The following is a 26029-nucleotide window of genomic DNA, read 5'->3' as shown; positions in this document are numbered from 1 at the left end:
AAACGCCCGGTTACATTCCGAACCCGGAAGCTAAGCCTTACAGCGCCGATGGTACTGCAGGGGGGACCCTGTGGGAGAGTAGGACGCCGCCGAACAAATTTTGAATGGAAAGCCCCGGACCGGGATACGGTCCGGGGCTTTTCTGCGTTTCCCGCGCCGCGCCGCGTTATACCAGGCGCTCCGCATCCTTCGTCGGGTAACCGGCCGATGCCAGCACCGCCACGGCCGCCGCGCGTCCGGCGTCCTCGGCCGGGATCGCGCCGTCGTTCACCGCTTCCATCAGGCCGAACAGCACCTGCTCATGGACGTAAGCGAGCGCCTCCGCCGGCAGAGGGGAGTCGAACTCGCCCTGGTCCAGGCCCTGTTGGATGAGTTCCGTGCACACCTGGCGCACCGGTGCGAGCCGGGCCCTGATGCCCTTCATCGTGACGCTGCGCTGCGCGAGGTGGACCAGGAGGCGGTAGCGGTCGGCGATCGGCCAGATCGCCAGGATCGAGCGGGCCACCGCCGTGGCCGGGTCGTCGATGCCCTCGCGGCCGGCCCGGTGTGCCTCGGCCACCGCCTGCGCCGCGTCGTCCACCAGTGCCCCGACGAGCGCGTCCCGGCTCGGGAAATGCCCGTAGACCGTGCGGCGCACCACGCCCGCCGCCCGTGCGATCTGGTCCATGGACGCCTCGGGGTCCCGCAGCAACTCGGCGAGGGCCACGTCGAGGATGCGGCGGCGATTGGCGTCAGCCCGTACGGAAGTCACGCAGGTCATTGTCACACCCCCACCGATGGTGCACTCACCCTGCTTGCCCAGCCATTTTGCACAGCTGTGTGCAACGGCGTAGATTGCACATCGCTGTGTAATTGCACATCCCTGTGCAAGTCTCGGAGGGGTCTCGCGTCATGCGTCTCGTCATCAACGAGCCGGTCGAGCAGATGGACCGGCCGTACGCCCGCCGCTGGTGGGCGCTGCTCGTGCTCTGCCTGAGCCTGTTGATCATCGTGATGGCGAACACGGCGCTGACCGTGGCCGCGCCCGACATGACCCGCGACCTGGGCCTGTCCAGCGCCGATCTGCAGTGGGTCATCGACGGGTACACCGTGCCGTACGCCGCGCTGATGCTGCTGCTCGGCGCCATCGGCGACAAGTACAGCCGGCGCGGGGCACTGCTCCTCGGCCTCTTCGTGTTCGGCGGCGGGGCCGTCGCCGGGTCGCTCGTGGACAGCTCCACCGGCGTCATCGCTGCGCGTGCCGTGATGGGCGTCGGCGCCGCGATGATCATGCCGGCGACGCTGTCGCTGCTCGCCGCCACGTTCCCGAAGGCCGAGCGGTCCCGGGCGATCGTGCTGTGGACGGCGACCGCCGGACTCGCCATCGCCGCTGGGCCGTTGGTGGCCGGAGCGCTGCTGCGCGACCACGGCTGGGCCTCGACGTTCCTGATCAACGTGCCGATCGCCGCGCTCGCGATGATCGGCGCGCTCGTCCTCGTACCGCCGTCCAAGGCAGGGCACCACAGCCGCATCGACTACGTCGGCGGACTGCTGTCCGTGATCTGGGTCGGCGCGCTCGTCTACATGATCATCGAGGGGCCGCACTTCGGGTGGGGCGTCAAGGCGGTCACGGCGGCCGTCGTCGCGGGCGTCACCCTGGTGGCGTTCGTGGTGTGGGAGCTGCGGCACCCGCGGCCGGTGCTCGACGTGCGGCGGTTCGCGAACCGCCGGTTCGCCGGCTCGAACCTCGCCGTCGCGCTGTTCTTCCTCGCCGTCTTCGGTGCCTTCTACTACCTGACTCAGCACCTCCAATTCGTCCTCGGATACGACGCGTTGGAGACCGGCGTACGGATGCTGCCGCTCGCCGGTGCCGTGTTCGCCGGGTCGGCGCTCACCGGGTATCTGACGCCCCGCGTCGGCATGAAGGTCACGGTGACCGCGGGCATGGTCGGCGGCACCGCCGCGCTCGCGCTGCTCACGCGGGTGGACTCGGCCTCGTCGTACGGGGACTTCGTGCTGCCCCTGGTCGTCCTCGGCCTGGCGATCGGGCTCGCGCTCTCGCCCTGCACCGACGCGATCATGGGTGCCTTCCCCGAGTCCGAACTCGGCGTCGGCGGCGCCGTCAACGACACCTCGCTCGAGCTGGGCGGCTCGCTCGGCATCGCCGTCCTCGGCTCCGTGCTCGCCGGGTCGTACTCCTCGCACCTGGCCGATGCCGCCGGTGGCACGAAGCTGCCGGGCGGCGCGCTGTCCACCGCGCAGGATTCGGTGGGCGCCGGGTACGCGGTCGCGCAGCAGATCGGCGCGCAGGCCCACAAGCTCGCCGAGCAGGCGGCCGCGTCGACCGATCCGCAGCAGGCGGCGCAACTCAAGGCGCAGGCCGGTCAACTCGCCGGCGGTGCACGGCAGATGGCGGATGCGGTCGGCTCCTCGTTCGCCGATGCTGTCGCGCACACCAGCGTGGTGGGGGCCGTGGTCCTGGGCGTCGGGACGGTGCTCGTAGCGGTGCTGCTGCCGCGCAAGGGGCGGGCGGCGGACGCGTCGGACGAGGCGCCGGAGCCCGAGGCGGAAGCGGCTGAGGCTGCGGCCGCGGGCTCGGACAGGGTGGCGTCGAGCGCGTCGTAGCCCCGAGCGGCTGTCCGGGGTCGGCGGCAGGGGCGTTGTCAGTGCCTCGTTCTACTGTGGCGGCATTGCCGCATCACGAGGAGGCCCGCCATGACCACACTGCCCGACCGGCCCCGCACCGCCCTGCTCGTCATCGACGTACAGAACGGGGTGATGGAGCCGTCGCACGACAGCGGGCGCGTCATCTCGAACGTCGCCGCGCTGGTGGAGCAGGCCCGGACGCAGGACGTGCCCGTGCTCTGGGTGCAGCACTCCGACGACGACGGGCTGAAGTACGGGAGCCAGGCGTGGGAGTACGTCCCCGAGCTGGCCGGGCGGCGGGAGTCCGAGCCGACCGTGCACAAGACGTACCCGGACTCCTTCGAGGACACGGACCTGGAGGAGCACCTCGCCGAGCGCGGCATCGGGCACCTGGTGGTGGCGGGCGCCCAGACCGACTGCTGCATCCGCGCCACGCTGCACGGCGCGCAGGTCCGCGGCTATGACGTGACGCTGGTCGGCGACGCGCACACCACGGAGGACCTCACCGCGTACGGGGCGCCCGCTCCCGCGCAGGTCATCGCGCACACGAACCTGTACTGGGAGGGGCAGCGGGCCCCCGGCAGGACCGCGGCCGTCGTGGACACGGCGGAGGTGAGTTTCCCGACGGACGACGTACCAGGAGCGATCTGAGTACGCGCACTCATGTCCCGCCCGGCGCCGTCGAGTTGAGTGGTGTGCATGACATCGCAGACCGCCGCTCTCGATCTCCACGAGCCCGCCCGTCCCACCCGGTACGCCCGCCACTGGGTCGCCCCGGTGCTGTCCTCCGTGGTGACGCTCCCGGGGGCGTTCTTCGCCTATCTGCTCGCCGGGTTGATGCCGATGGCCTGCGACTCGTGCACGGACGCCGAGGCGGCCGCGTTCGACCCTGCCTTCGACCGGGCCTTCACGGTCTTCGGCTGGGGCCTGACGGCGTCGCTGCTGGTGCTCGCGACGGCCTGGCTGCTGCCGTGGCAGGAGCGGTACGTGGGGCGCAGGATCGCCTTCGCGGTGGCGGCGCCGCTCGCGGTCCTGCTCACGTACATCGTGTTCATGAGCATGCTCGACCTGCCGTAAGTGCCGGAGGTTCCGTAAGCGCCGTAAGTGCGCGAAGGTGTGCGAGGCGTCTGATCCGTCCGGTGCATCTGATCCGTCCGGTGCGTCTGATCCGTCCGGTGCATCTGGTGCGCCTGGTGCGCCTGGTGCGTTCATGGCGTCGGCGCCGTATCCCTTCTCGCGTACGCACATCAATGCCAAGGCCGTCTTCACCGAGAGCCACCGGCTGCGCAAGCGGCCCGGGACGGCCCGGGTGCTGGAGGTCGCCGGGCTGCCGCTGGAAGGGCGGCACCACAGCGTGGAGGACGACGCCTGGAACATCGCCGCGCTCGTGCTGCACCTCGCCGAGCGCGGCGACTGGCCCATGGACCAAGGGAATTGACGCCGCGTCAGAGCTCCGCGCTGGCCCCGGGCTTCAGCAGGTGCAGCCGCTCGCTCAGCCCCGCCTGGGCGAAGGCAGCCGTCAGCGACGGGCCGTCCTGCGTGAAGTGCCCCCAGTGCTCGAAGTGCAGCGGTACTACGTGCCGCGCGCCCAGGATCCGCGCGGCCTCCGCCGCGCCCGCGCTGGTCAGGGTCAGCGGGGCGTCGGGCACCAGCGGCGTGCGGGCCGCGCCCGCGAACAGCACGGCGACGTCGATGGACGGGAAGTGCCCGGCGATCTCCCGGACCCGGTCGAGCGAGGCGTTGTCCCCGGAGACGTACACCGTGGGCAGGTCGTCGCCGGAGAGGACGAAGCCCGTGACCTCGCCGACCACCGGTTCACTGCCCTCGGGGCCGTGCAGCGCGGGCACGGCGGTGACGCGCAGGACGCCACCGCCCGGGCGCTCGATGTCCACGTGCTGCCAGGAGGGGAGAGCGGTGACCGTCTCGCCGAGCCGCTCGCGGGCGGCCGCCGTCGTCAGGACCAGCGGCGCACCGGCCAGCGAGGCGCGGCCCGCCGTGTCCAGGTTGTCCGGGTGCTGGTCGTGCGAGAGCAGGACCGCGTCGACCGCACCGATCTCCTCGGCGGTGACGGCCGGGCCCGCGGTCTTGACCAGCGTCCGCGACCCGATCGGATACTCGCCGGGGGCGTCGAACGTCGGATCGGTCAGCAGGCGCAGGCCGCCGATTTCGATGACGGACGTCGGTCCGCCGACGTAGCGGACGGTGATCGCGGTCACGGGTGCCTCCAGGAGTCTGTGCAGGTCATCTGGTCCAAGGCGGGGGAGTCCGGTCGTATTCCGGTCGGCCGTGCTGACCTTGCTTACTTTTTGGTGAGTAGCTGACCAAATAGTGCGATCTTGTGGGCAGTTGGCCGTGCTCCGCAGCATGGATGCCATGACGAATGCCCACACCCCTGTCACCGTCCTCGGCCTCGGCGCCATGGGCGCTGCCCTTGCGGGTGCCCTCCTGGACGCGGGCCACCCCACCACCGTCTGGAACCGCTCGGCCGGAAAGGGCGACGACGTCGTCGCCCGCGGCGCCCGCCGGGCCGACAGCGCGGCCGAGGCCGTGCGGGCGAGCGAGGTCGTCGTCGTGTGCGTCGTCGACCACGACGCCGCGCAGACGATCCTCGAACCGCTCGCCGGAGAGCTGACCGGCAAGGTCCTCGTGAACCTCACCTCCGACACCCCCGAGCGGGCCCGCGAGGCCGCGGCCTGGGCGGCCGGGCACGGTCTGCGCTACCTCGACGGGGCGATCATGGTGCCGACCACGGTGGTCGGCTCGCCGGACGCGCTGATCTTCTACGCCGGTCCCGAGGACGCCTTCACCGCGTACGAGAACACCTTCAAGTCCCTTGGCGGCAAGGCCACTTACCTCGGTGAGGACCACGGGCTCGCCGCCGTCTACGACCTGTCGGTCCTGGACTACTTCTGGACGTCGATGTCCGGCATCGTGCACGCGTACGCCCTCGCGGGCGCCGACCGGGTGCCCGCCACGAAGCTCGCTCCGTTCCTCGTCGCCAACCACGGGATCATCCCCGACATCGCCCGGTACATGGCCGAGCACATCGACAGCGGCAAGCACCCCGGCGACCTCGCCAACCTGGCCATGGAGGTCGCCGGCATCGACCACATCGTGCACGCCTCCGAACGCCGGGGCCTGGACACGACCGTGCTGCACGCGGTCAAGCGGGTCGCCGAGCGGGCCGTCGCACTCGGGCACGGCGGCGACGACTGGTCGAGCACGGTCGACGCGGTGCGCGACCCGGCCGCCGGAAAGTAGCCGGGACGCACCGAAGTACCGCCAGAATGGCCCGAGTCGGCAGAAACCGGTCCGGGCGGCACGAGGAGTACGGGTATGGGCGGCACGATCTACGTGAGCACGGCGGGTTCGGGCGACTCCGGGCAGGAGCGGATCGAGACGCTGTTCCGCGACTTCCTGCAGGCCGTCGCCCGGCCTCCGGCGGCCGAACCCGACGCCCGCGACCTCACCGCGAAACTGCGCGAGCACCTCGCCGCCGAGCCCGCCGGTACTCCCGTCGTCAAGGCCTCGTACGCGGCCTACGACCACCCCAACGTCCATCTGGCGGTGGAGCGTTGGTTCGCCGACCGGGCCGGGCGGCCGTACGAACTCCTCGGCGTGGCGGGGGCCCGGCACCGCGGCGACCTCGACCTCGCCGAGATCGTCGAATCGGCCGATCGCTACGAGCAGTTCAAGCTCGGCGCCGTCGACTACAGCCAGCTGCCCGTCTCCCCGGACGCCGAACTGGCCTGCGTCTCCCTCGGCATCTACCTGGGCCGCACCGACGACGGCGTGCCGTTCGTGGCGCTCCTGCGCGGCCCCACCGACGACTACGACAACCGCAAGCTGCGCCTGGAAGTGATGTGCCCCGACAAGGAGGCGGCGCAGGCCTTCCTCACCGAGGTCGACGGCCTCGTACGGGAGCACAACATCTTCCGCGGACAGGTGCTGTCCTTCGAAGGCGGCGAGTTCGGCCAGGGCCTCGGCCCGTTCCGCTTCCACCGCCGCCCGGACATCGGCCCCGACGGCATCGTGCTGCCCGACGGGCTGCTCGACCGCGTCGAGCGGCAGGTCGTCGGGGTGGCCAGGCGCCGCGAGCGGCTGCGCGCGGCGGGTCAGCACCTGCGCCGCGGCCTGCTCCTGTACGGGCCGCCCGGCACCGGCAAGACGCACACCGTGCGCTACCTGCTGTCCCGGCTCCCCGAGTTCACCGTCGTCCTGCTCGCGGGCACCACGATCGGCGCGATCGGCCCGGCCTGCGCGCTGGCCCGGATGCTCCAGCCGGCCCTCGTCGTCCTGGAGGACTGCGATCTGATCGCCGAGGCCCGCGACTACGGCGGCGGTGAACAGCCCCTGCTCTTCCAGGTGTTGAACGAGATGGACGGCCTCGGCGACGACGCCGACGTCGCGTTCCTGCTCACCACGAACCGTGCCGACCTCCTCGAACCCGCCCTCGTGCAGCGCCCGGGCCGCGTCGACCTCGCCGTGGAAGTCCCCCTGCCGGACGCCGAGGGTCGCGCGCGGCTGCTGCGGTTGTACGGCGGTGGGCTCGGCCTCGACGCCGCGGTCACGGACGAGGTGGTCGCGCGCACGGACGGCACGACGGCGTCGTTCGCGAAGGAACTGGTGCGCCGCTCGGTGCTGATCGCCGCGGAGCGAGAGGCACCGGACACGCAGGCCGAGGACGTACGGGCCGCCCTCGACGAGCTGCTCGGCGACCGCGACCTGCTGACCCGGCGGCTCCTCGGCGCCCGCGGGGAGAGCGGGACCGGGCAGGAGACCGATCCCGAGGAGTGAGCGGGCGCTGGCCTTGACGCCGGGGTCAAGGTTTACCGTCGTAGGCATGCGCATCGGAGAGCTCGCGGACCGCGCCGGCACCACCACGCGGACGCTCAGGTACTACGAGTCGCGCGGGCTGCTGCCCGCGCGGCGCGGCGGCAACGGCTACCGCAGCTACGACGAGGACGACCTGCGCGCGCTGCGGCAGATCCGCACGCTGCAGGACTTCGGGTTCGAGCTCGAGGAGACCCGGCCGTTCGTGGAGTGTCTGCGCGCGGGCCACCCCGAGGGTGACTCGTGCCCGGCCTCGCTCGCCGTGTACCGCAGCAAGCTCGCCGAACTCGACGCGCTGATCGGCGAGTTGAGTGCCGTACGGGAAAAGGTCGGTGCGCAGTTGGCGCGTGCCGAGCAGGCCATGGACGCGCTGGCCGCGGAGGACACCGCGCCGCGCTGCGAACTGGCGGAATCAGTCGAACCAGGGGAGTGAGTGAACATGTCGTTTCGGGATGTGACCGACGCGGACTTCGACGAGCAGGTGCTCAAGTCGGGCCGGCCGGTGCTCGTGGAGTTCACCGCCGAGTGGTGCGGGCCGTGCAAGCAGCTGGCGCCCGTGCTGAAGGCCGTCGCGGAGGAGGAGCAGGAGCGGCTCGACGTCGTGGCGATCGACGTGGACCGGAACCCGGACACCGCCGTGAAGTACGGGGTGCTGTCGATGCCGACGCTGATGGTCTTCAAGGACGGCGAGCCGGTGTGGTCGCGGGTCGGCGCGCGGCCGAAGCGGCGGCTGCTCGAAGAATTGGCCGAAGCCCTCTAAAACAGAATGCGGCTTGGAAGAAAACCCAGCCCGGGGTATATTCGGTGTTTCTGTGTGCCCACAGAAAAGGCCCCTCACCGGGGGCCAACTAAACACACCGTACCGGGCAGGGAGCAGTTTTGTCAAGCCGGGAATCCGCCGCATCGCAGAAAGAACTGCAAAAGGAACAGGAATTCATCGACCGGCTCTACGCGCGCGTCGACGTGCTGCGCGGCATCGCCGCGGAGTCGGTCACCGATGCCCTGACGCCCGTCGGCACCGGCCAGCAGGCCCGCCTCGAGCGGGATCTGCTGGTCGTCGAGCGGTCGGGCCTGCTGGCCGCGCTGAATGCGGTCGACGGTTCGCTCTGCTTCGGCCGTATCGATCTCACCGACGGCGTGGCGCATCACATCGGGCGTATCGGAATTCGTGACGACGACCCCGAGCACACCCCGATTCTGATCGACTGGCGCGCCCCGGTCGCGCGCCCCTTCTATCTCGCCACCGGACATCTGCCGATGGGTCTGCGCCGCCGTCGGCACCTCACCACCGAGGGGCGGACCGTCACCGAGCTGCACGACGAGATCCTCGACCTCGGCGACGACGAGCGCACCGGTTTCGAGGACCCGACCGGCGACGCCGTGCTGCTCGCCGCGCTGAACTCGGCGCGCACCGGCCGCATGGGCGACATCGTGCAGACCATCCAGGCCGAGCAGGACCGGATCATCCGCCACGACCACCGCGGCGTGCTCGTCGTCGAGGGCGGCCCCGGCACCGGCAAGACGGCCGTCGCCCTGCACCGCGCCGCCTTCCTCCTGTACGCACAGCGGGAGCTGCTCGCCAAGCGGGCGGTGCTGATCGTCGGCCCCAACCCGGCGTTCCTGTCCTACATCTCCGAGGTGCTGCCCGCCCTCGGCGAGACCGGGGTGCTGCTCGCGACGGTGGGCGAGCTGTACCCGGGCATCAGGGCGACCGCGCGTGACACCCCCCGGGCGGCCGCGGTGAAGGGCTCCGCCGCGATGGCCGAGGCCCTCGCCCTGGCCGTGCGCGACCGGCAGCAGACGCCCGAACCCGGCGCCCCGATCCTCGTCCGGCACGACGACGGCGACCTGATCCTCGACTGGACGATCGCCGGGGAGGCCCGCGAGGCGGCCCGCGCCACGCTGCTCCCGCACAACCTGGCCCGGCCGCACTTCTCCTTCCACGTCATCGACGCGCTCACCCAGCAGCTCGCCGAGCGGATCGGCGCCGACCCCTACGGCGGCCCGAACTTCCTGGGCCCCGACGACCTCGCGCAGCTCGGCAAGGCCGTCGCCACCAGTGCCGAAGTGCACGCCGCCATCGAGGAGTTGTGGCCCCGGCTCACCCCGGAGGACCTTGTCGCCGACTTCCTGGCCGAGCCCGTGGGCGTATCGGACGAGGAGGCCGCGGCCATCCGCCGCGAGGTGACCGGGCCCGCCGACTGGACCCCCGGCGACGTGCCGCTGCTCGACGAGGCCGCCGAGCTGCTCGGGTACGACGACTCCGCCGAGCGGGCCGCCGCCGAGGCCGCACGGCAGGAGCGGATCGCCTACGCGCAGGGCGTTCTCGACCTGTCCCGCGGCTCCGAGACGTACGAGTTCGAGGACGAGGACGAGTCGGAGGTGCTCGCCGCGCACGACATCGTCGACGCGGACCGGGTCGCCGACTGGTACGAGGAGGAGGATCACCGCAGCGCCGCCGAGCGCGCCGCCGCCGACCGGACCTGGGCGTTCGGGCACATCATCGTCGACGAGGCGCAGGAGCTGAGCCCGATGGCGTGGCGGCTGCTCATGCGGCGCTCGCCGACCCGGTCCATGACGCTGGTCGGCGACCCGGCCCAGACCTCGACGGAGGGCGGCGTCGGCTCCTGGTCGAAGATCCTCGCGCCGTACGTCGAGGACCGCTTCGAGCACACCCGGCTCGGGGTCAACTACCGGACGCCGTCCGAGATCATGGACCTCGCCGCGGCCGTGCTCCGCGCCGAGCAGCCCGGCTTCGAGCCGCCGTCGTCGGTGCGGTCCACGGGCGTACGTCCCTGGGTGCGGGCCACGGACGACCTGCCGGGCGCCGTGGCCGACGCGGTGGCCGAACTGACGCCGGACGAAGGGCGGTTGGCCGTCATCGCGCCGCGCGAGACGCACGCCGCGCTCGCGGCCCGGATCGACGGGGTGACGGCGGGCGCCGAGCCCGACCTGACCCGGACCGTGGTGCTGCTCGACCCGCGTCAGGCCAAGGGCCTCGAGTTCGACTCGGTGCTCGTGGTCGAGCCCGGCGCGTACGGCACCAGCGATCTGTACGTCGCGCTGACCCGGGCCACGCAGCGGCTCGGTGTGCTGCACACCGGTGAACTGCCGGAGGGGCTCGGCTAGTTCGACTGCTGCTTCAGTGCGGGCAGCTCTGCGCACAGTGCGGCCGGGAAGGCGGGTTCGATGCGGTGCACGTCGGTGCAGCCCGCCTTCGCGCTGCGGGCGATCGGCACCCAGCCCGACTTCTCGGCCCGGAAGAACCAGCGGTCGCCGATGCTCGCCCCGCAGCCCGGCGCCGCGCCCTCGGGGCAGGCGGGACCCACGAGCGAGGAGACGTCGAAGACGAGCCACTTCCCGTCGCAGTGCTCGGGGCCGCGGGAGGTGTGGTTCGGCACGTCGAGCGCGTGCACCGCCTGGTCGTAGGAGGCGGGGGTGCATCCGGTGGGGGCCGGGTGGCACCCGAGCTCTCCGCACAGCCGCAGGTCGGGGGCCGTGGCGGAGTCGGCGGTGAAGGTCCGCAGGTTGTCGACGCTCAGGACGCGCTCGCCCAGGGGGGACGGCAGCCGCGTCCGTACGGTCGTCGTGGCCTGGCCGTTGACGCAGCCGGGGACGCCGCCCGAGGCATAGGTGATCTGCACCCACACCGTGCGGTCGGAGGTGTCGGTGACGACCGCCTTGAGATCCCGGTAGCAGGGGCGGGCGCCGCCGTTCGGCACCGTGGGGGTCAGGGTGAGCGTGCGCTGGTCCTTGCCGAGGCGGGCGGCCTTGACGTCGGACGGGGCGAAGGTCTGCCACGCGGTCGGGGTCGACGCCGCCGCGGCCCCGGCCCCACCGGCCTGTCGGGTGCCGCAGGCGGCGAGGCCCAGTACGGACAGGACGCACAGCACCACGGCGGCGACGGGTCTGACGGGTGACTTCATGAGCGGCAATATAGGCCGCCCTCTCAGCCACCCTCTCAGTCGTCCCCTCAGCCGCCCACTCAGTCGTCCCCTCAGTCGCCCACTCAGGGTCAGGCCGGGCGGAGCCACACCGTCGCGAGCGGCGGCAGGGTCAGGCGCAGGCTCGCCGGGCGGCCGTGGGCCGGTGCGTCGTCCGGCTTCAGCGGCTCCGGGTTCGTGACGTCGCTGCCGCCGTACCGTCCCCCGTCGGTGTTGAGCACCTCGTGCCAGGCCGGTACGTCGTCGGGGACGCCGAGCCGGTACTCGTGCCGCACCACCGGCGAGAAGTTCGACACCGAGAGCAGCGGGGTGCCGTCGGCGGCGTGCCGCAGGAACGCGAACACGTTGTCCTGCGCCGCGTCCCCGACCACCCACGAGAACCCCGCGGGGTCGGTGTCGCGCTCCCACAGCGCCGGTTCGTCCCGGTACAGCGTGTTCAGATCCCGTACGAGATCACGTACGCCGCGGTGGTCCGGCTCGGCCCCGTACGCCGGGTCCAGGAGCCACCAGTCGGGTCCGTGCGCCTCCGACCACTCGGCCCCCTGGGCGAACTCCTGGCCCATGAAGAGGAGTTGCTTGCCGGGGTGGGCCCACATGAAGCCCAAGTAGGCGCGGAGGTCGGCGCGTTGCTGCCACCAGTCGCCCGGCATCTTGGAGACGAGCGACTTCTTCCCGTGGACGACCTCGTCGTGCGAGATGGGCAGGACGTAGTTCTCGCTGTACGCGTACACCATCGAGAACGTCATCTCGTGGTGGTGGTACTTGCGGTGCACCGGCTCGTGCGCGACGTAGTCGAGCGAGTCGTGCATCCAGCCCATGTTCCACTTCAGCCCGAAGCCGAGCCCGCCGAAGCCGCCGGGCCCCACGTGGTGCGTCGCCCGGGTCACGCCGTCCCAGGCGGTGGACTCCTCGGCGATGGTGACGACGCCCGGCACGCGCCGGTACAGGGTGGCGTTCATCTCCTGGAGGAAGTCGACCGCGTCGAGGTTCTCGCGCCCGCCGAACTGGTTGGGGGTCCACTGCCCGTGCTCGCGCGAGTAGTCCAGGTACAGCATGGAGGCGACGGCATCGACGCGCAGCCCGTCGATGTGGAACTCCTCGCACCAGTAAAGGGCGTTCGCCACGAGGAAGTTGCGGACCTCCTTGCGGCCGTAGTCGAACTCGAGCGTCCCCCAGTCGGGGTGGTCGGAGCGCAGCGGATCCTCGTGCTCGTACAGGTTCTTCCCGTCGAACTCGGCCAACGCCCAGTCGTCGCGCGGGAAATGGGCCGGGACCCAGTCCATGAGCACGCCGATGCCCGCCCGGTGCAGGGCGTCGATCAGGTACTTGAAGTCGTCGGGCGTACCGAGCCGGGCCGTGGGCGCGTAGAACCCGGTGACCTGGTACCCCCACGACCCGCCGAAGGGGTGCTCGGCCATCGGCATCAGCTCGACGTGTGTGAACCCCAAGTCAGATACGTAGGCGGGGAGTTGGTCGGCGAGCTGGCGGTAGGTGAGGCCCGGGCGCCAGGACGGGAGGTGGACCTCGTAGACGGAGAACGGGGCGGCGTGCACCGGGCGGCTGCCGCGCGTGCGCAGCCAGTCGCCGTCCTGCCAGGCGTGCCGGGAGACGTGGATGACCGAGGAGTTCGCGGGCGGGACCTCGGTGCGGGTGGCGAGGGGATCGGCGCGCTGCGTCCTGCTGCCGTCGGGCCGGGTGATCTCGAACTTGTACAGCTCGCCCTCGCCGACGCCGGGTGCGAACAGCTCCCAGATGCCGGACGAACCGAGCGAGCGCATGGTGTGCGCTGCACCGTCCCAGTAGTTGAAGCCGCCGACGACGCGGACGCCGCGGGCGTTGGGCGCCCAGACCGTGAACCGGGTGCCCTCGACGCCCTGGTGGGTCATCGGGCGCGCACCGAGCGCCGTCCACAGCTCTTCGTGGCGGCCCTCGCCGATGAGGTGCAGGTCGAGTTCGCCGAGGGAGGGGAGCAGGGAGTACGCGTCCGCGACCGTCTGGACCGTGTCGCCGTACGTGATCCGCAGTTCGTACGTCGAGGGGGGTGCGGGGACGTCGAGCAGGGCGGTGAAGAAGCCCTCGCCGTCGTCGTGGAGTTCGTGGCGTGAGCCCTCCGGGGTGATGACGGCGACCTGGTCGGCGTAGGGGCGCCAGGCGCGGATGGCTGTCCCGCCGGGGGTCGGGTGCAGGCCGAGCACGCCGTGGGGGTCGTGGTGGGTGCCGGCGAGGAGGCGACTTCGGTCGCCCTCGGGTACGGGGGCCGGAGTAGTGGTGGGGCGGGGGGTCACGGTGGGGCCTCCTTGGGTGGCCGGCTCATCTGCCGTGTGTGGTCTCGTTGCCGGGTGCGCCTTGCGGGTGGCTGGTCGCGCCCACGCGGCGGAGCCGCATAGCGATACGGCACGACCTAGGCGGCGGCCAGCCGTGCCAGGGCTGCCAGCGGTACCGGCAACCAGTCGGGCCGGTGCCGGGCCTCGTACAGGGCCTCGTAGATCGCCTTGTTCGTCTCGTACGCGCGCAGCAGCACCGGGTCCGTGCGCGGGTCCCGGCCGGAGACCTCCGCGTAGCCGACGCAGTACGCGGCGCGGCAGGCCTCGGACCAGGCCGGGTTCCAGGGGCGGTGGGTGCGGGCCGCGTAGTCGAAGGAGCGGAGCATGCCGGCGATGTCGCGGTGCGGCGGGTGCGGCATGCGGCGTTCGGCGAGGGGGCGCGACGGTTCGCCCTCGAAGTCGATCAGGCGCCAGAAGCCGGACGGGTCGCGCAGGCACTGGCCCAGGTGCAGGTCGCCGTGGATGCGCTGGGCCTGCCAGGTGCTGCCCTCGGTGGCCAGGTCGGCGAGCGCCTCGAAAGCGGTGCGCAGGGCCGGGACGTAGGGCAGCAGCGCCGGGACCTGCTGGGCGGTGGTCTCCAGGCGCCGGGTCATCGTGGCGGCCAGTTGCTCGGTCTGGGCGCGGGTGTGGGTGACGGTGGGCAGGGCGCGGGCCAGGGCGGTGTGCACCTCGGCGGTGGCGCGGCCCAACTCCCGCGCCTCGTCGGCGAATTCCTGCTGCTTGGTCAGATGGTCGAGGGCCAGGTCCCAGCCGTCGGCGGCGCCCGCGAGATAGGGCTGGAGCAGGCCGAGGGTGGTCTCGCCGTCGGCGGTCTCGTACCAGGCGACGGGGGCGGGCACCCGGTCGCAGCCCTCGCGGGCCAGGGCGAGGGGCAGTTCGAGGTCGGGGTTGGTGCCGGGCAGGACCCGGCGGAACACTTTGACGATCAGTGAATCCCCGTACACGACCGAAGAGTTGGACTGTTCGGCGGCCAGCGGGCGGGGGGTGAGGCCGCCGGGTACGGAGGCGGACGGGGCCAGCTGGAAGCGGAGGGCGCCGAGGGTGCCGGGGGTGCGCAGGCGTTCTAGGAGGACGGCGGTCTGACGCGGATCGAGCAGGGCCTCGTACGCGGTGCGGCCGGCCAGCGGGCCCCGGGTGATGTGGCCGATCGCGGCGGGCGCGAGATGCGGGGCGAGGGCGTCGCTGACGCCGATCAGGAGCTGGTAGCAGTCGCCGGGGCCCTCGTCCGCCGGGGGCTGGTGGGCGCGTATCAGCAGGTGCAACAGGCTTGAACGCGGCCGGAGTTCGGTGACCGCGTCGAGCGTGAGCTCACTGATCGGCCGCCCCTTTCCCGCGAACCAGCGCTGGCGCGGCAGCCACTCCCGTAACAGCGGTTCCAGCGACAGGAGCAGCTCGGGACGGTCCGGCCGGCCCTCCGACGGAGTGGCGGGCCGGGCTGCGGCTTCCGACATGGCGTCGCGTCCTTTCCCCATGAAGACCTGGATGTCCAGGGGCGTACGGGAGTGGAGACGTGCCGGGTGCGAGCGAGGGGCGGGCGGTGACCCTGAGCGGGAGAAGGGGCGCCCGTCCCGCACGGTATTCGGGGAGAGTGCCCAGGGAAAGACCCCGAAAACCGCCTGGGGCGGCTTCTTGGGGATCCGGGCCCGCCGATCACGGTCGGCGCCGCAGCACGCTCGTGAGTGCGTTCAGCAGGATCCGCACGATCCGCTCGGCCGCGCGGCGACGGGCGGGCTTGCGGGACCAGACGGCGGGAAGCAGGACGGCGGCGAACAGGACCAGGAGGAACAGGGCGGTCCAGGGCAGGAGTTGGGGCAGGAGGAGGGACAGCATGGCGGGCTCCGGTCGGTCGGCCGGTGACGGGTGCCACCGGGGTGTGACAGAACCGTGCCTGCCCAAGGTCCCGGTCCGGCCGGATGCCCAACAACTCCCCAGGCCGGTACGGACCTCGCAGGTCAGCTCTACGCTGAGGTGAAGCACGGCGAAGCGCGCCGAAGCGCCGGCGAAAGGGGCGGGCGTGGACGATGAACAGCTCGGGGGGCCGGTGCCCGACTTCTGTCGGGAGCTGTTGGTGATGATGCGCGCGGCAGGGGTGCGGCAGGCCCAACTCGCCCGGGAAATGAAGAAGTCGGAGGCCGCCGTCTCCGATCTCCTGCACGGCAAGCTGGTCAGGCCGCCCGATTGGGAGGACGTCAAGGCCGTCGTGGAGTTCTGCGCCCGCCGGCGCGGTGTCGAAGGGGAGGAGCTCGACGACACGGAGCGGAGATGGCGGCGCAGGCACGAGGAGATGGTCGACGCCGCTGCGCGCGCTCCTCGGCGGCCTGCGGGCCCGGCGCCGTACCGGGTCGAGTCGTGGGAGCTGCAACAGGTTCCCGGGTACGAGTGGGCGCACTGCCTGGAGTTCCTGGCCAGGGCCGGCGGCTATCCGCTGCACGGGCGGACGGCGCTGCTGGCGGGCAAGGACCGGGCCGAGGTCCGGGAAGGGGTGCGGGGGCTGTGTCAGGACGCTCTGGACAGGTTCCCCGCGCGGGTGCGGGGGACGGACCGGGCGGCGCGCTCGGCGGTCTGCGGCGCGCTCGTCGTCGTGGCGTGCGAGGCGGCCCTGCTCGACGTGGACCGGGACGTGGAGCGGGGGAGCGGACCGGCGCAGGGCACCGCATGGGTGGGGACCCCCGTGGCGGAGGTGCTGGAGCGGTCGCTCGTGCCGGACAACCCTGCGTCCCGGGTGTTCGTCGGGGCCGGCCAGGACCATGCCCGGGTGCGCGAACTCCTGGAAGCGGGTGACGTGTTCGCGCCCCTCCAAAGTCTGCCGCCGCGGAGCGTCTCGGTGCTCGTGCCCCGCTTCCTGGAGATCCTCGCCCAAGTGGCCGCACACGAACCGGAGTTGTGGCTCCACGCCCGCATGTGGGACCGCCTCGCTCCCGCCTCGGGCACGTCCCTCGACGGTCTCGCGGAGGCCCTCACCCCCTCACCCGACCCCGCTCCGTACGCCTCGGACGCGGCACGCAGGCTGAGCCGGCTGCCCGCCAGGACGCTGGACCGCTCCCTGGTCGAGGGCACCCAGGGCCAGTACGGGGTGGCGATCCCGAGCCTGGGTGTCGGCTATGTCGACCCCGCCGTGAGGACCACCGTCGTCGAGGGGTGGGACGCCGTCCACGACGACGCCTGGTGGCGCACCAGGTCCGGCGACCACGGGCCGCTGCACGCCCTGCTCGCCGCCCACTTCACCTCCGCCGACGCGGTGTGCCGACCCCTGGTCGTGCTCGGGCACCCGGGGGTCGGCAAGTCGCTGCTCACCCGCATCCTCATGGCGCGGCTTCCCGCATCCGACTTCCTGCCGGTCCGCGTCGAACTGCGCGCGGTGGACGCCGACGCGCCGCTCCGCGAGCAGATCGAGGAGGCGATCGCCGGTCAGCTGCCCGAACCGCAGAGCTGGCACGACGTGGTGCGCGGCGCCGCGGGCCGCCTGCCGGTGGTGCTGCTCGACGGGCTCGACGAGCTGATCCAGGCGGGGGAGTTCGACCACTCGGACTACCTGGAGCGGGTCCAGCAGTTCCAGGAGGAGGAGGCGGCCGACGGGCGCCCGGTGGCCGTGGTCGTCACCAGCCGTACGGTCGTCGTGGACCGGTGCCGGATTCCCGTCGGGTGCCGGGCCGTCTATCTGCGCACCTTCGACATCGGCCGCAGGAACCTCTGGCTGGACACGTGGAACAGGGTCAACCGCGGCTACTTCGCCGCGCACGGCCTGAGCGAACTGACCCCAGGCGCCCTCGCCCCGTACGACGAACTCGCCTGCCAGCCCCTGCTGTTGCTGCTGCTCGCGCTGTACGACGCGGCGGACAACGACCTCGCGCGACTGCGCCGCTCCACGGTGACCGGTGCGCAGCTGTACGAGCAGCTGTTGCTGGGCTTCGTACGGCGACAGGTGCGCAAGCACCACCGGCACGGGCGCTCCCCGGAAGCCGTCGAGGAGGAGGCCGAGGCCGAGATGGCGCGGCTCGGTGTCGTGGCCCTCGCCATGTTCAACCGCGGTCGCCAGAGCGTGCGGGGCGCGGACGTGGCCGAGGATGCGGGGGCACTGCTCGGCACGGCGCAGGGCTGGACGGACGACCGCGCGTTCGGCCGGTTCTTCTTCGTCCACGAGGCGCAGGCCGTGCGGCACGGGCGCAGCAGCCGGGCCTACGAGTTCCTGCACGCCACCTTCAGCGAGTACCTCGTGGCCCGCTCCATCTGGCAGGAACTGCGGACGGTGGCGGAGACGGGCGACGACGCCCGGCTGTCCGCCCTGCTGTCGTTCGCCCTGCTCACCGAGCGCGCCCAGGTCATGGAACGGCTCGAGGAGTGCGTCGACGCGGCGGACCCCGAGCTGCGCAAGGCGCTGCGCGCGGCCCTTCCGCGCTTCCTCGCGCGCTGCCTCGACTGTCGGGCACCGGACGAGGAAATCCCGTACGCACCACGGAAGTTGCCGCGCTTGATGCGCCTCGCCCACTACACCGCCAACCTCGCCCTGGTGCACGTCCTGGTCGCCGGTGAGCCGCTGGCGTCCGAGCTGGTGGGCGACGCCGAGGTACCGGCGGCGTGGCGGCGCCTGGCCGGTCTGTGGGAGACGCAGCTGGACGCGGCCGGCTGGGAGGACCTGACCCGGAACCTGCACGCCGTACGCACCTGGCTGGATCCGGAGGGCACGGGCACGGGGCGGCGGGACATGCTGCTGCGGCTGTCCCGAGGAGGGCAGCCGGACGTCCACTCCGTGCTGCTCCCCGAGTGGACGCTGAGCAAGTACTCCCGTACGGGCCTCGAACCGGACACCGTGGCCCGGCGCGCCGTGTTCGGCTGCCGCGCCGACGGCGACCTGTTCGCCCAGGGGATCTCGGCCGGCTGGTTCCGGCCCGCCGACCCGTTCCGGGACCAGCCACGGCAGCTCGAGGACGAGCCGCCCGACGAGTCGGACGGCCGCGACATGGCCGCGCTCCTCACGCTGGCGCGGGGCCTGGGCCCCGCACCGGTACAGGTCGTACGCCTGGAGCAGCTGTACGAGCGGTGCGCGGACGCCCTGCTCCGGGCGCGCTCGGCGGCCGAGCGCGCCCCCATCCGCTGCATGCTGGTCCGCGCACTGGCGCGGGACCAGCAGGTCCTGTCCGGTTCCTTCGTCGCACGGCTCCTGCCGACCGTCATCGACCAGGACACGGACGCCGACCTGGGCAGCGAGGAGCGGGAACTGCTCAAGCGGATCGAATCCCCCGCCGACAGCCCGAGCCCGTGGGAGAGGGAGCAGCGGTGGCAGAGGCGACGGCCGTGGGGGAGACGCTAGGCAGCCCCGTCCCCCTTCCGCAACCGGAACCAGTAGAACCCGTGCCCCGCCAGCGTCAGCAGATACGGCAGTTCGCCGATCGCCGGGAAGCGGACGCCGCCGATCAGTTCCACCGGGTGTCGGCCGTTGAACGACTGAAGGTCGAGTTCCGTCGGCTGGGCAAAGCGCGAGAAGTTGTGGACGCACAGGACCAGGTCGTCCTTGTACTCGCGCAGGAACGCGATCACCGCCGGGTTCGACGAGGACAGTTCCGTGTACGAGCCGAGGCCGAACGCCGGGTTCTGCTTGCGGATCTCGATCATCCGGCGCGTCCAGTGCAGCAGCGAGGACGGGGACGACATGGACGCTTCGACGTTCGTGACCTGGTAGCCGTAGACCGGGTCCATGATCGTGGGGAGGAAGAGGCGGCCCGGGTCGCAGGAGGAGAAGCCCGCGTTGCGGTCCGGGGTCCACTGCATGGGCGTACGGACGGCGTCGCGGTCGCCCAGCCAGATGTTGTCGCCCATGCCGATCTCGTCGCCGTAGTAGAGGATCGGCGATCCTGGCAGGGACAGCAGGAGGGCCGTGAACAGTTCGATCTGGTTGCGGTCGTTGTCGAGGAGCGGGGCCAGGCGGCGGCGGATGCCGATGTTCGCCCGCATGCGGGGATCCTTCGCATACTCCGCGTACATGTAGTCGCGTTCCTCGTCCGTGACCATCTCGAGTGTCAACTCGTCGTGGTTGCGCAGGAAGATGCCCCACTGGCAGGAGGAGGGGATCGCCGGGGTCTTGGCGAGGATCTCCGAGACCGGGTAGCGCGACTCGCGGCGCACCGCCATGAAGATGCGCGGCATCACCGGGAAGTGGAACGCCATGTGGCACTCGTCGCCGCCCGACGCGTAGTCGCCGAAGTAGTCGACGACGTCCTCCGGCCACTGGTTGGCCTCGGCGAGGATGACGACGTCGGGATACTGCGCGTCGATCTCCTTGCGGACCCGCTTGAGGAACTCGTGCGTAGCCGGAAGGTTTTCGCAGTTGGTGCCCTCTTCCGCGTACAGGTACGGGACCGCGTCGAGGCGGAAGCCGTCGATGCCGAGGTCGAGCCAGAAGCGCAGGGCGGCAAGGATCTCCTGCTGCACCGCCGGGTTCTCGTAGTTGAGGTCCGGCTGGTGGGAGAAGAAGCGGTGCCAGAAGTACTGCTTGCGGACCGGGTCGAAGGTCCAGTTGGAGGCTTCCGTGTCGACGAAGATGATGCGGGCGTCCTGGTACTGCTTGTCGTCGTCGGCCCAGACGTAGTAGTCGCCGTACGGCCCGTCGGGGTCCGAGCGCGACTGCTGGAACCACTCGTGCTGGTCGCTCGTGTGGTTCATGACGAAGTCGATGATGACGCGCATGCCGCGCTGGTGCGCGGCGTCGACGAACTCGACGAAGTCGGCCAGGTCGCCGAACTCGGGGAGGACGGACGTGTAGTCCGACACGTCGTAACCCCCGTCCCGCAGTGGGGACTTGAAGAAGGGTGGCAGCCAGAGGCAGTCCACCCCCAGCCACTGGAGGTAGTCCAGTTTCGCCGTGATGCCCTTGAGGTCGCCCACGCCGTCCCCGTTGCTGTCCTGGAACGAGCGGACCAGGACCTCGTAGAAGACTGCGCGCTTGAACCACTCCGGGTCCCGGTCCTTCTGTGGGGTGTCCTCGAAGGTGTCCTGGACGGGCTCATTCATGATCATGATGTGGGTGACCCTCCGAAGTCCCTTGGGTTGCCAGAGAATTCATCGCGGCGTGGACGGTCGCAGGACGGTGAGGATGTGCGCGGGCGTGCTGCCCGGTTCGAGGCGCACGTAGTTCGTCCTGCCCCAGTGGTAGGTCTCGCCGGTGAGTTCGTCGCGCACCGGTACGGACTCGTGCCAGCCGAGCCCTAGTTGTGGCATGTCCAACGAGACCGTCGCCTCCTGGGTGTGGTGCGGGTCGAGGTTCACGACGACCAGAACCGTGTTCGAGCCCCGGTGTTTCGAGTACACGATCACCGCGTCCTGGTCGGCGTGGTGGAAGTGCACCTGGCGCAGCCCGCGCAGGGCCGGACTGCGTCGTCGGATGTCGTTCAACGCGGTGAGCAGCGGAGCCAGGGTCCGCCCCTCCCGCGCGGCGGACTCCCAGTCCCGGGGCCTGAGTTCGTACTTCTCGGAGTGCAGATACTCCTCGCTACCGGGTCGTAGCGGTGTGTTTTCGCAGAGTTCGTATCCGCTGTAGACGCCCCAGGAGGGGGAGAGGGTTGCGGCGAGGACCGCACGCAGTGCGAAGGCGGGCCTGCCGCCGTGCTGGAGGAAGGCGTGCAGGATGTCGGGGGTGTTCACGAAGAAGTTGGGCCGCATGACGGAGGACGACTTCTCGTCCGCCAACTCCTGTACGTATTCGGTGAGTTCCTGCTTGGTGTTGCGCCAGGTGAAGTACGTGTACGACTGCTGGAAGCCGATCTCGGCGAGGGTGCGCATCATCGCGGGCCGGGTGAACGCCTCGGCCAGGAAGATCACGTCGGGGTCGGTGCGGTTGATGTCCGCGATCACGTGCTCCCAGAAGACGACCGGCTTGGTGTGCGGGTTGTCGACGCGGAAGATGCGGACGCCGTGGTCCATCCACAGCCGCAGGATCCGGGTGGTCTCGGCGATCAGGCCCGGCAGGTCCCGGTCGAAGGCGACGGGGTAGATGTCCTGGTACTTCTTCGGCGGGTTCTCGGCGTACGCGATCGTGCCGTCGGGCCGGTGGTGGAACCAGTCCGGGTGCTTGTCGACCCAGGGGTGGTCGGGGGAGCACTGCAGGGCGAAGTCGAGGGCGATCTCCAGGCCCAACTCCGTTGCCCTGCCGACGAATTGGTCGAAGTCTTCGAAGGTGCCGAGGTCCGGGTGGATCGCGTCGTGGCCGCCCTCGGGGGAGCCGATCGCCCACGGTACGCCTACGTCGTACGGCCCGGGGGAGAGGCTGTTGTCCGGGCCCTTGCGGTACGTCGTGCCGATGGGGTGGACCGGCGGGAGGTAGACGACGTCGAAACCCATGGCGGCGATGGCCGGAAGGCGCCGGGCGGCCGTGGCGAAGGTGCCGCTGACCGGCGGCCTGCCCTCCTCGACGACCGCGCCCTCCGAGCGCGGGAAGAACTCGTACCACGCGCCGTACAGCGCCCGCTCGCGCTCGACGAGCAGCGGCAACTCCTCGGAGGACGTGACCAGTTCGCGCAGCGGGTACCGGGAGAGCGCGGCGTCCACGTCCGGGGTGAGCGCGGCGGCGAGCCGGGCGGCGGCGGTGCGCGTCGGGTCGCGGAGCGCGGCGGCGGCCTGCAGAACCGTTTCGCGCAGCGGCTCGGGCATGGCCGTGGCCGCCGGCGGGTCCGCGCAGGCGGCGGCCCGCTCGTACAGCAACGCCCCTTCCTCCAGGACGAGTTCGGTGTCGATCCCGGCCGGGATCTTGATCTGTGCCGCGTGCCGCCAGGTGGCCACGGGGTCGCCCCACGCCTCGACGGCGAAGGTCCAGGAGCCGAGGGCGTCCGGGGTGACGTCGGCGCCCCAGCGGTCGGTGCCGGGGGCGAGTTCGTGCATCGGGGCCCAGGGCCCTGTCCGCCCGTCGGGCCCGCGCAGCACCACGTTCGCGGCCACGGCGTCGTGGCCCTCGCGGAAGACGGTGGCGGTGACCCGGAACGTCTCGCCGACGACGGCCTTGGCGGGGCGGCGGCCCCTGTCGACGGCGGGTTCGACGTCGCGGACGGGGATGCGGCCGATGGTGGTGACGGGGGGTGGCGGGGCCGGGGTCTCGGGGACGGCGGGCCGCCCCTTGACCTGGGCTTGCTTCGCCGGGACCTGCTTCGCCGGGATCCTGCTGGCGGAGACCTTCTTGGCGCCGGGTTTCTTGACGGCGGGCTTCTTGGTGCTGGGCTTCTTGGCGTCCGGCTTCTTGGTGTCCGGCTCTTTGGTGTCCGGCTTCGTGGCGGCCGGCTTCGTGGTGTCGGGTGTCCTGGCCGAGGGCGTCTTCGTGGCGGCCTCTTGCGCGGCGGGTTTCCTGCGTGTGCGCTGCGGTGCCGGGTCCGACGGCTTGTCGGGGTGGGAGGGCATCGAGGAAGAGGGGCGCTGTGCGGGCATGACCGCTCCTGTCCGCGGGGATCGGGGGTTGCGGAGACGAGTTCGGGGAGAGGGTCGTGCGGCGTTGCTGTGGGACGTACCGGGGGAGCCTTCCACGCTCTGCGGGCGGGCAATCCGGTGCTTTGTTAACTACTGGCGCGTAAGCGCACACACAAGGCCGGTCCCGCCGTGAGCGACGGAACCGGCCCATGAACTCACCTTTCTCTTACGGGTTGTTGACCTGCAACAGCTTGTTCGGTGAGCCGAGTCCCGCGCCGGTCACCTTGCCCGGCACCGCCCGGTCGACGAGCGCCTTGCCCACGTCCGCGGGCGAGGCCCACGGATGGTCGGCGAGGTAGAGCGCGGCCGCGCCCGCGGCGTGCGGCGACGCCATCGACGTACCGGAGAAGGTGGCCTTCCCGGTGTCGGAGGCGTACGACGCGGACGTGATGTCCACCCCGGGTGCGAACAGGTCTATACGGGTACCCCAGTTCGAGAAACTCGCACGCGCGTCATTCCGGTCGGTCGCGCCGACCGTGATGGCCTCCTTGACGCGGGCCGGGGAGTAGAAGTCCGCCGGGAGCCCGTCGTTGCCCGCGGCCACGGTGTAAGTGACCCCGGATGCGATGGAGTTGCGTACGGCAGCATCCAACTGCGCGTTGGCGTATCCGCCCAGACTCATATTGGCCACCGCGGGCTTCCTGGCGTTCTTGGTCACCCAGTCGATGCCCGCGATGACCTGGGCGGTGGTCCCCGCCCCGTCGTCGTCGAGGACGCGTACGCCGACGACGTTCGCCTTCTTGGCGACGCCGTACTGCTCGCCGGCGACGGTTCCGGCCACGTGCGTGCCGTGGCCGTTGCCGTCCTGGGCGACGGCGTCGTTGTCGACGAAGTCCCAGCCGGAGGCGGCCCGGCCGCCGAAGTCCTGGTGTGTGGTGCGGATCCCGGTGTCGATGACGTACACGGTGACACCGGCACCGGCCGACTCCGGCCAGGTGTACGACTGGTCCAGCGGCAGGTCGTTCTGGTCGATGCGGTCCAGGCCCCACGAGGGCGGGTTCTTCTGGTGGTGGTCGAAGGCGACCTTCGTGTCCTGCACGACGGAGGCGACGTCCGGGTCGGCGGCGAGCCGCTTCGCCTGCGCCTCGTCGACCTTCACCGCGTACCCGTTGAGCGCCTTGCTGTAGGTGTGGCGGATTTTCGCCCCGTACTTCTCGGCGAGGTCCTTGCCCGCCTCCGACGGAGCCCTGGTTCCCCCCTTCAGCGTCACTATGTAGCTGCCCGTCACGGCGCCGGGTTCACCGGCGCCGAGTATCCGCCCCTGCGCGGGGGCGGCGTGAGCGGGCAGTGTGATGGCCGAAATCACCGCGGCCGTGGCGAGCGCGGTGAGCCCACCGGCCCACCGCGTCCGCCGCTTTCGCGTCACTGGCACGGTCACTGCCATGTGTGAGTTCCCCTCCTCAACTCGGCGCAGTCTCACGCCAGTTGGCAGCCTCTCGTGCGGTGTGAAGTGTCACAAGGTCGTACGAGGGGGCGGAATCGGCCATATCGCCCGTGGAGGGGCGATGGAGATTGCGGAAGGTTGCGTCGGAATCCGGCCGCGTCGGCCGCGTCGGCCGCGTCAATGACGTGGCGCCGGTCGCGCGGTGCGCGTCAGGATGTCTCCATGGCGATCATCCACCACACCACTCTCCAGCCCACCAAGCTCGAACTCCTCACGGAATGGCTCCCGAAGCAGCCCTGGTACCGGGGCGGCGCGGGGACCCCGGAGCTGACCAAGGTCGGCGGCTTCCGGCTCGACGACCCGGCGGGGGAGGTCGGCATCGAGTTCATGGCCGTGACGGACGACTCGGGCCCGCAGCCGGTGACGTACCACGTGCCGCTGACGTACCGCGGCGCGCCGCTGCCGGACGGTTCGGCGGAGGCGCTGATCGGCACGCTGGTGCACGGAGTGCTCGGTGACCGCTGGGTCTACGACGGCACCCAGGACCCCGTCCTGGTCGCGCAGGTGGAGGCGCTGCTCAAGGGGGAGGTGCCGGCGCACGCGCAGAGCGTGGACGGGGAGCTGGATCCGACGGTGCGCGTCCGCCTCGACGCGGCCGGCGGGCGGCCCGAGTTCGTGCGCGTACTGGAACCGGGCGATGCCGCCCCGGGAGTCGCGGGCGAGGTCACCGCGGAGTGGCGCGGCGGCGAGGGGGAGGACCGGGTGCGCGGGGTGTTCGTGACGGTTCACGCGGACTGAGGCGATCCTGGTGCTCCGGGCGTTGCGGGGCGGTATGCGCCGGTCCGATCTGGCATCGTGACGGGCCTCCCGGCGTCTGTCGGGGGCCTGTTCCGAACCGGGGGAGAGACACGCATGAGGACCACACGCCGCCGCCTCGGGGCCCTGTTCGCGGGCGCCGCCCTCGCGACGACCGCCCTGCTCGCCACCGGCACCGCACCCGCCCAGGCCTACGGCCCGAACCCGAAGGTCAGCGCGTACTACCGCGACACGGCGCACTGCCCGTGCAGCGGCGGCACGCTCACCGACCCGTTCGACGGCACGTACTTCGCGAAGGACCCGGGCGGCTACGCCGTCAAGTTGGAGCTGAACCAGGGCGGTTCGTTCATCGGCAAGGTGGAGTTCCACCCGAACGACGAGAAGCTCTGGGTCTACGACACCAAGAACGACGGCGACGCGTTCTACGTCCACCTCTCGTACACGGCAGGCGGCACGACCCACAACCTGGGCACGTACACGGCCCCCGGCACGACCGCGGTCCTCGACAAGCTGGTCAAGGACTTCGACATCCCCGAGGGCGCCGGCGTCGACATCTCGGTGTACGACGACCCGGCGCTCACGGACTACATCGGCGGGGCCCGGGGGACGGCGGGGGCGGTGGCCTGACGCCGGCCAGGGCTCAACCCGGATCACGGACC

General features: G+C 71.3%; 20 protein-coding genes, 1 rRNA gene and 1 pseudogene. 13 read left to right on the top strand and 9 right to left on the bottom strand.

The features are described from left to right. Positions 1–95: ribosomal RNA gene (gene rrf / locus ACIBUY_RS41210) — 5S ribosomal RNA — on the top strand; the annotation flags it as partial. Between the two features lie 71 nt (positions 96–166). On the opposite strand, the gene ACIBUY_RS41205 is transcribed toward rrf, so the two are convergent. Then, on the bottom strand, positions 167–760 hold the full coding sequence (locus tag ACIBUY_RS41205) for a TetR/AcrR family transcriptional regulator (protein WP_365570575.1): 594 nt from the start codon (positions 758–760) through the stop codon (positions 167–169). Positions 761–891: 131 nt separating this feature from the next. Between ACIBUY_RS41205 and ACIBUY_RS41200 the strand changes: the two genes are divergently transcribed. The 4 genes and pseudogenes from ACIBUY_RS41200 to ACIBUY_RS41185 form a co-directional block, all read left to right on the top strand. Beyond that, positions 892–2604: an MFS transporter gene (locus ACIBUY_RS41200; protein ID WP_399155419.1), complete on the top strand. Its 1713-nt coding sequence runs from the start codon at positions 892–894 to the stop codon at positions 2602–2604. A gap of 90 nt (positions 2605–2694) precedes the next feature. Beyond that, complete coding sequence (locus ACIBUY_RS41195) at positions 2695–3276, top strand: cysteine hydrolase family protein (RefSeq protein ID WP_365570569.1); 582 nt, start codon at positions 2695–2697, stop codon at positions 3274–3276. A gap of 48 nt (positions 3277–3324) precedes the next feature. Then, on the top strand, positions 3325–3702 hold the full coding sequence (locus tag ACIBUY_RS41190) for a hypothetical protein (RefSeq protein ID WP_365570566.1): 378 nt from the start codon (positions 3325–3327) through the stop codon (positions 3700–3702). 142 nt (positions 3703–3844) lie between these two features. Continuing rightward, positions 3845–4063 (top strand): annotated as a pseudogene (locus ACIBUY_RS41185) (DNA polymerase III); the annotation flags it as partial. Between the two features lie 7 nt (positions 4064–4070). Here the strand turns inward: ACIBUY_RS41185 and ACIBUY_RS41180 are convergent. Further along, the gene (locus ACIBUY_RS41180) at positions 4071–4841 is read right to left on the bottom strand and encodes an MBL fold metallo-hydrolase (protein ID WP_399155418.1); all 771 of its coding nucleotides are present in this window, start codon (positions 4839–4841) and stop codon (positions 4071–4073) included. Between the two features lie 157 nt (positions 4842–4998). On the opposite strand from ACIBUY_RS41180, the gene ACIBUY_RS41175 reads away from it, so the two are divergent. The 5 genes from ACIBUY_RS41175 to ACIBUY_RS41155 all read left to right on the top strand — a co-directional run bounded on the left by ACIBUY_RS41175 (position 4999) and on the right by ACIBUY_RS41155 (position 10587). After that, entirely contained in the window at positions 4999–5886 is an 888-nt protein-coding gene (locus ACIBUY_RS41175; RefSeq protein ID WP_399155417.1) for an NAD(P)-dependent oxidoreductase, read from the top strand. 75 nt (positions 5887–5961) lie between these two features. Continuing rightward, positions 5962–7422: an ATP-binding protein gene (locus tag ACIBUY_RS41170; protein ID WP_365570557.1), complete on the top strand. Its 1461-nt coding sequence runs from the start codon at positions 5962–5964 to the stop codon at positions 7420–7422. Positions 7423–7468: 46 nt separating this feature from the next. Beyond that, complete coding sequence (locus ACIBUY_RS41165; RefSeq protein ID WP_365570554.1) at positions 7469–7891, top strand: MerR family transcriptional regulator; 423 nt, start codon at positions 7469–7471, stop codon at positions 7889–7891. 6 nt (positions 7892–7897) lie between these two features. After that, complete coding sequence (trxA, locus tag ACIBUY_RS41160; RefSeq protein WP_365570551.1) at positions 7898–8218, top strand: thioredoxin; 321 nt, start codon at positions 7898–7900, stop codon at positions 8216–8218. A 155-nt stretch (positions 8219–8373) separates the two neighbouring features. Beyond that, positions 8374–10587 carry a HelD family protein gene (locus ACIBUY_RS41155; RefSeq protein WP_399155422.1) on the top strand — a complete coding sequence of 738 codons (2214 nt, stop codon included), beginning with the start codon at positions 8374–8376 and terminating at the stop codon, positions 10585–10587. Here the strand turns inward: ACIBUY_RS41155 and ACIBUY_RS41150 are convergent. The 4 genes from ACIBUY_RS41150 to ACIBUY_RS41135 all read right to left on the bottom strand — a co-directional run bounded on the left by ACIBUY_RS41150 (position 10584) and on the right by ACIBUY_RS41135 (position 15556). Continuing rightward, entirely contained in the window at positions 10584–11384 is an 801-nt protein-coding gene (locus tag ACIBUY_RS41150; protein ID WP_365570548.1) for a hypothetical protein, read from the bottom strand. The genes ACIBUY_RS41155 and ACIBUY_RS41150 overlap by 4 nt on opposite strands. 89 nt (positions 11385–11473) lie before the next feature. After that, entirely contained in the window at positions 11474–13687 is a 2214-nt protein-coding gene (gene glgB / locus ACIBUY_RS41145; protein WP_399155416.1) for a 1,4-alpha-glucan branching enzyme, read from the bottom strand. Between the two features lie 116 nt (positions 13688–13803). Beyond that, entirely contained in the window at positions 13804–15177 is a 1374-nt protein-coding gene (locus ACIBUY_RS41140) for a phosphotransferase (protein ID WP_399155415.1), read from the bottom strand. Between the two features lie 199 nt (positions 15178–15376). Further along, the gene (locus ACIBUY_RS41135) at positions 15377–15556 is read right to left on the bottom strand and encodes a hypothetical protein (RefSeq protein ID WP_399155414.1); all 180 of its coding nucleotides are present in this window, start codon (positions 15554–15556) and stop codon (positions 15377–15379) included. 184 nt (positions 15557–15740) lie between these two features. Here ACIBUY_RS41135 and ACIBUY_RS41130 point away from each other — a divergent pair, with 184 nt between their 5' ends. Beyond that, complete coding sequence (locus ACIBUY_RS41130) at positions 15741–19034, top strand: hypothetical protein (protein WP_399155413.1); 3294 nt, start codon at positions 15741–15743, stop codon at positions 19032–19034. Here the strand turns inward: ACIBUY_RS41130 and treS are convergent. The 3 genes from treS to ACIBUY_RS41115 all read right to left on the bottom strand — a co-directional run bounded on the left by treS (position 19031) and on the right by ACIBUY_RS41115 (position 24554). Then, positions 19031–20737, bottom strand: coding sequence for a maltose alpha-D-glucosyltransferase (gene treS / locus ACIBUY_RS41125; RefSeq protein ID WP_365570537.1), 1707 nt, complete (start codon positions 20735–20737; stop codon positions 19031–19033). The genes ACIBUY_RS41130 and treS overlap by 4 nt on opposite strands. Positions 20738–20779: 42 nt before the next feature. After that, positions 20780–23131: a maltotransferase domain-containing protein gene (locus tag ACIBUY_RS41120; protein WP_399155412.1), complete on the bottom strand. Its 2352-nt coding sequence runs from the start codon at positions 23129–23131 to the stop codon at positions 20780–20782. 205 nt (positions 23132–23336) lie between these two features. Continuing rightward, entirely contained in the window at positions 23337–24554 is a 1218-nt protein-coding gene (locus ACIBUY_RS41115; protein ID WP_399155411.1) for a S8 family peptidase, read from the bottom strand. Between the two features lie 222 nt (positions 24555–24776). On the opposite strand from ACIBUY_RS41115, the gene ACIBUY_RS41110 reads away from it, so the two are divergent. Next, positions 24777–25352 (top strand): 1,4-alpha-glucan branching protein, encoded by a 576-nt coding sequence (locus ACIBUY_RS41110; protein ID WP_399155410.1) that lies wholly within the window; start codon positions 24777–24779, stop codon positions 25350–25352. 114 nt (positions 25353–25466) lie between these two features. Further along, entirely contained in the window at positions 25467–25997 is a 531-nt protein-coding gene (locus tag ACIBUY_RS41105; protein WP_399155409.1) for a hypothetical protein, read from the top strand. Positions 25998–26029: the final 32 nt, after the last annotated feature.

The organism is Streptomyces sp. NPDC050085 (genome assembly GCF_044460595.1).
Lineage (GTDB): Bacteria > Actinomycetota > Actinomycetes > Streptomycetales > Streptomycetaceae > Streptomyces.
The sequence above is the reverse complement of the archived record's forward strand: the minus strand, read 5'-3'. Positions and strand labels throughout refer to the sequence as shown.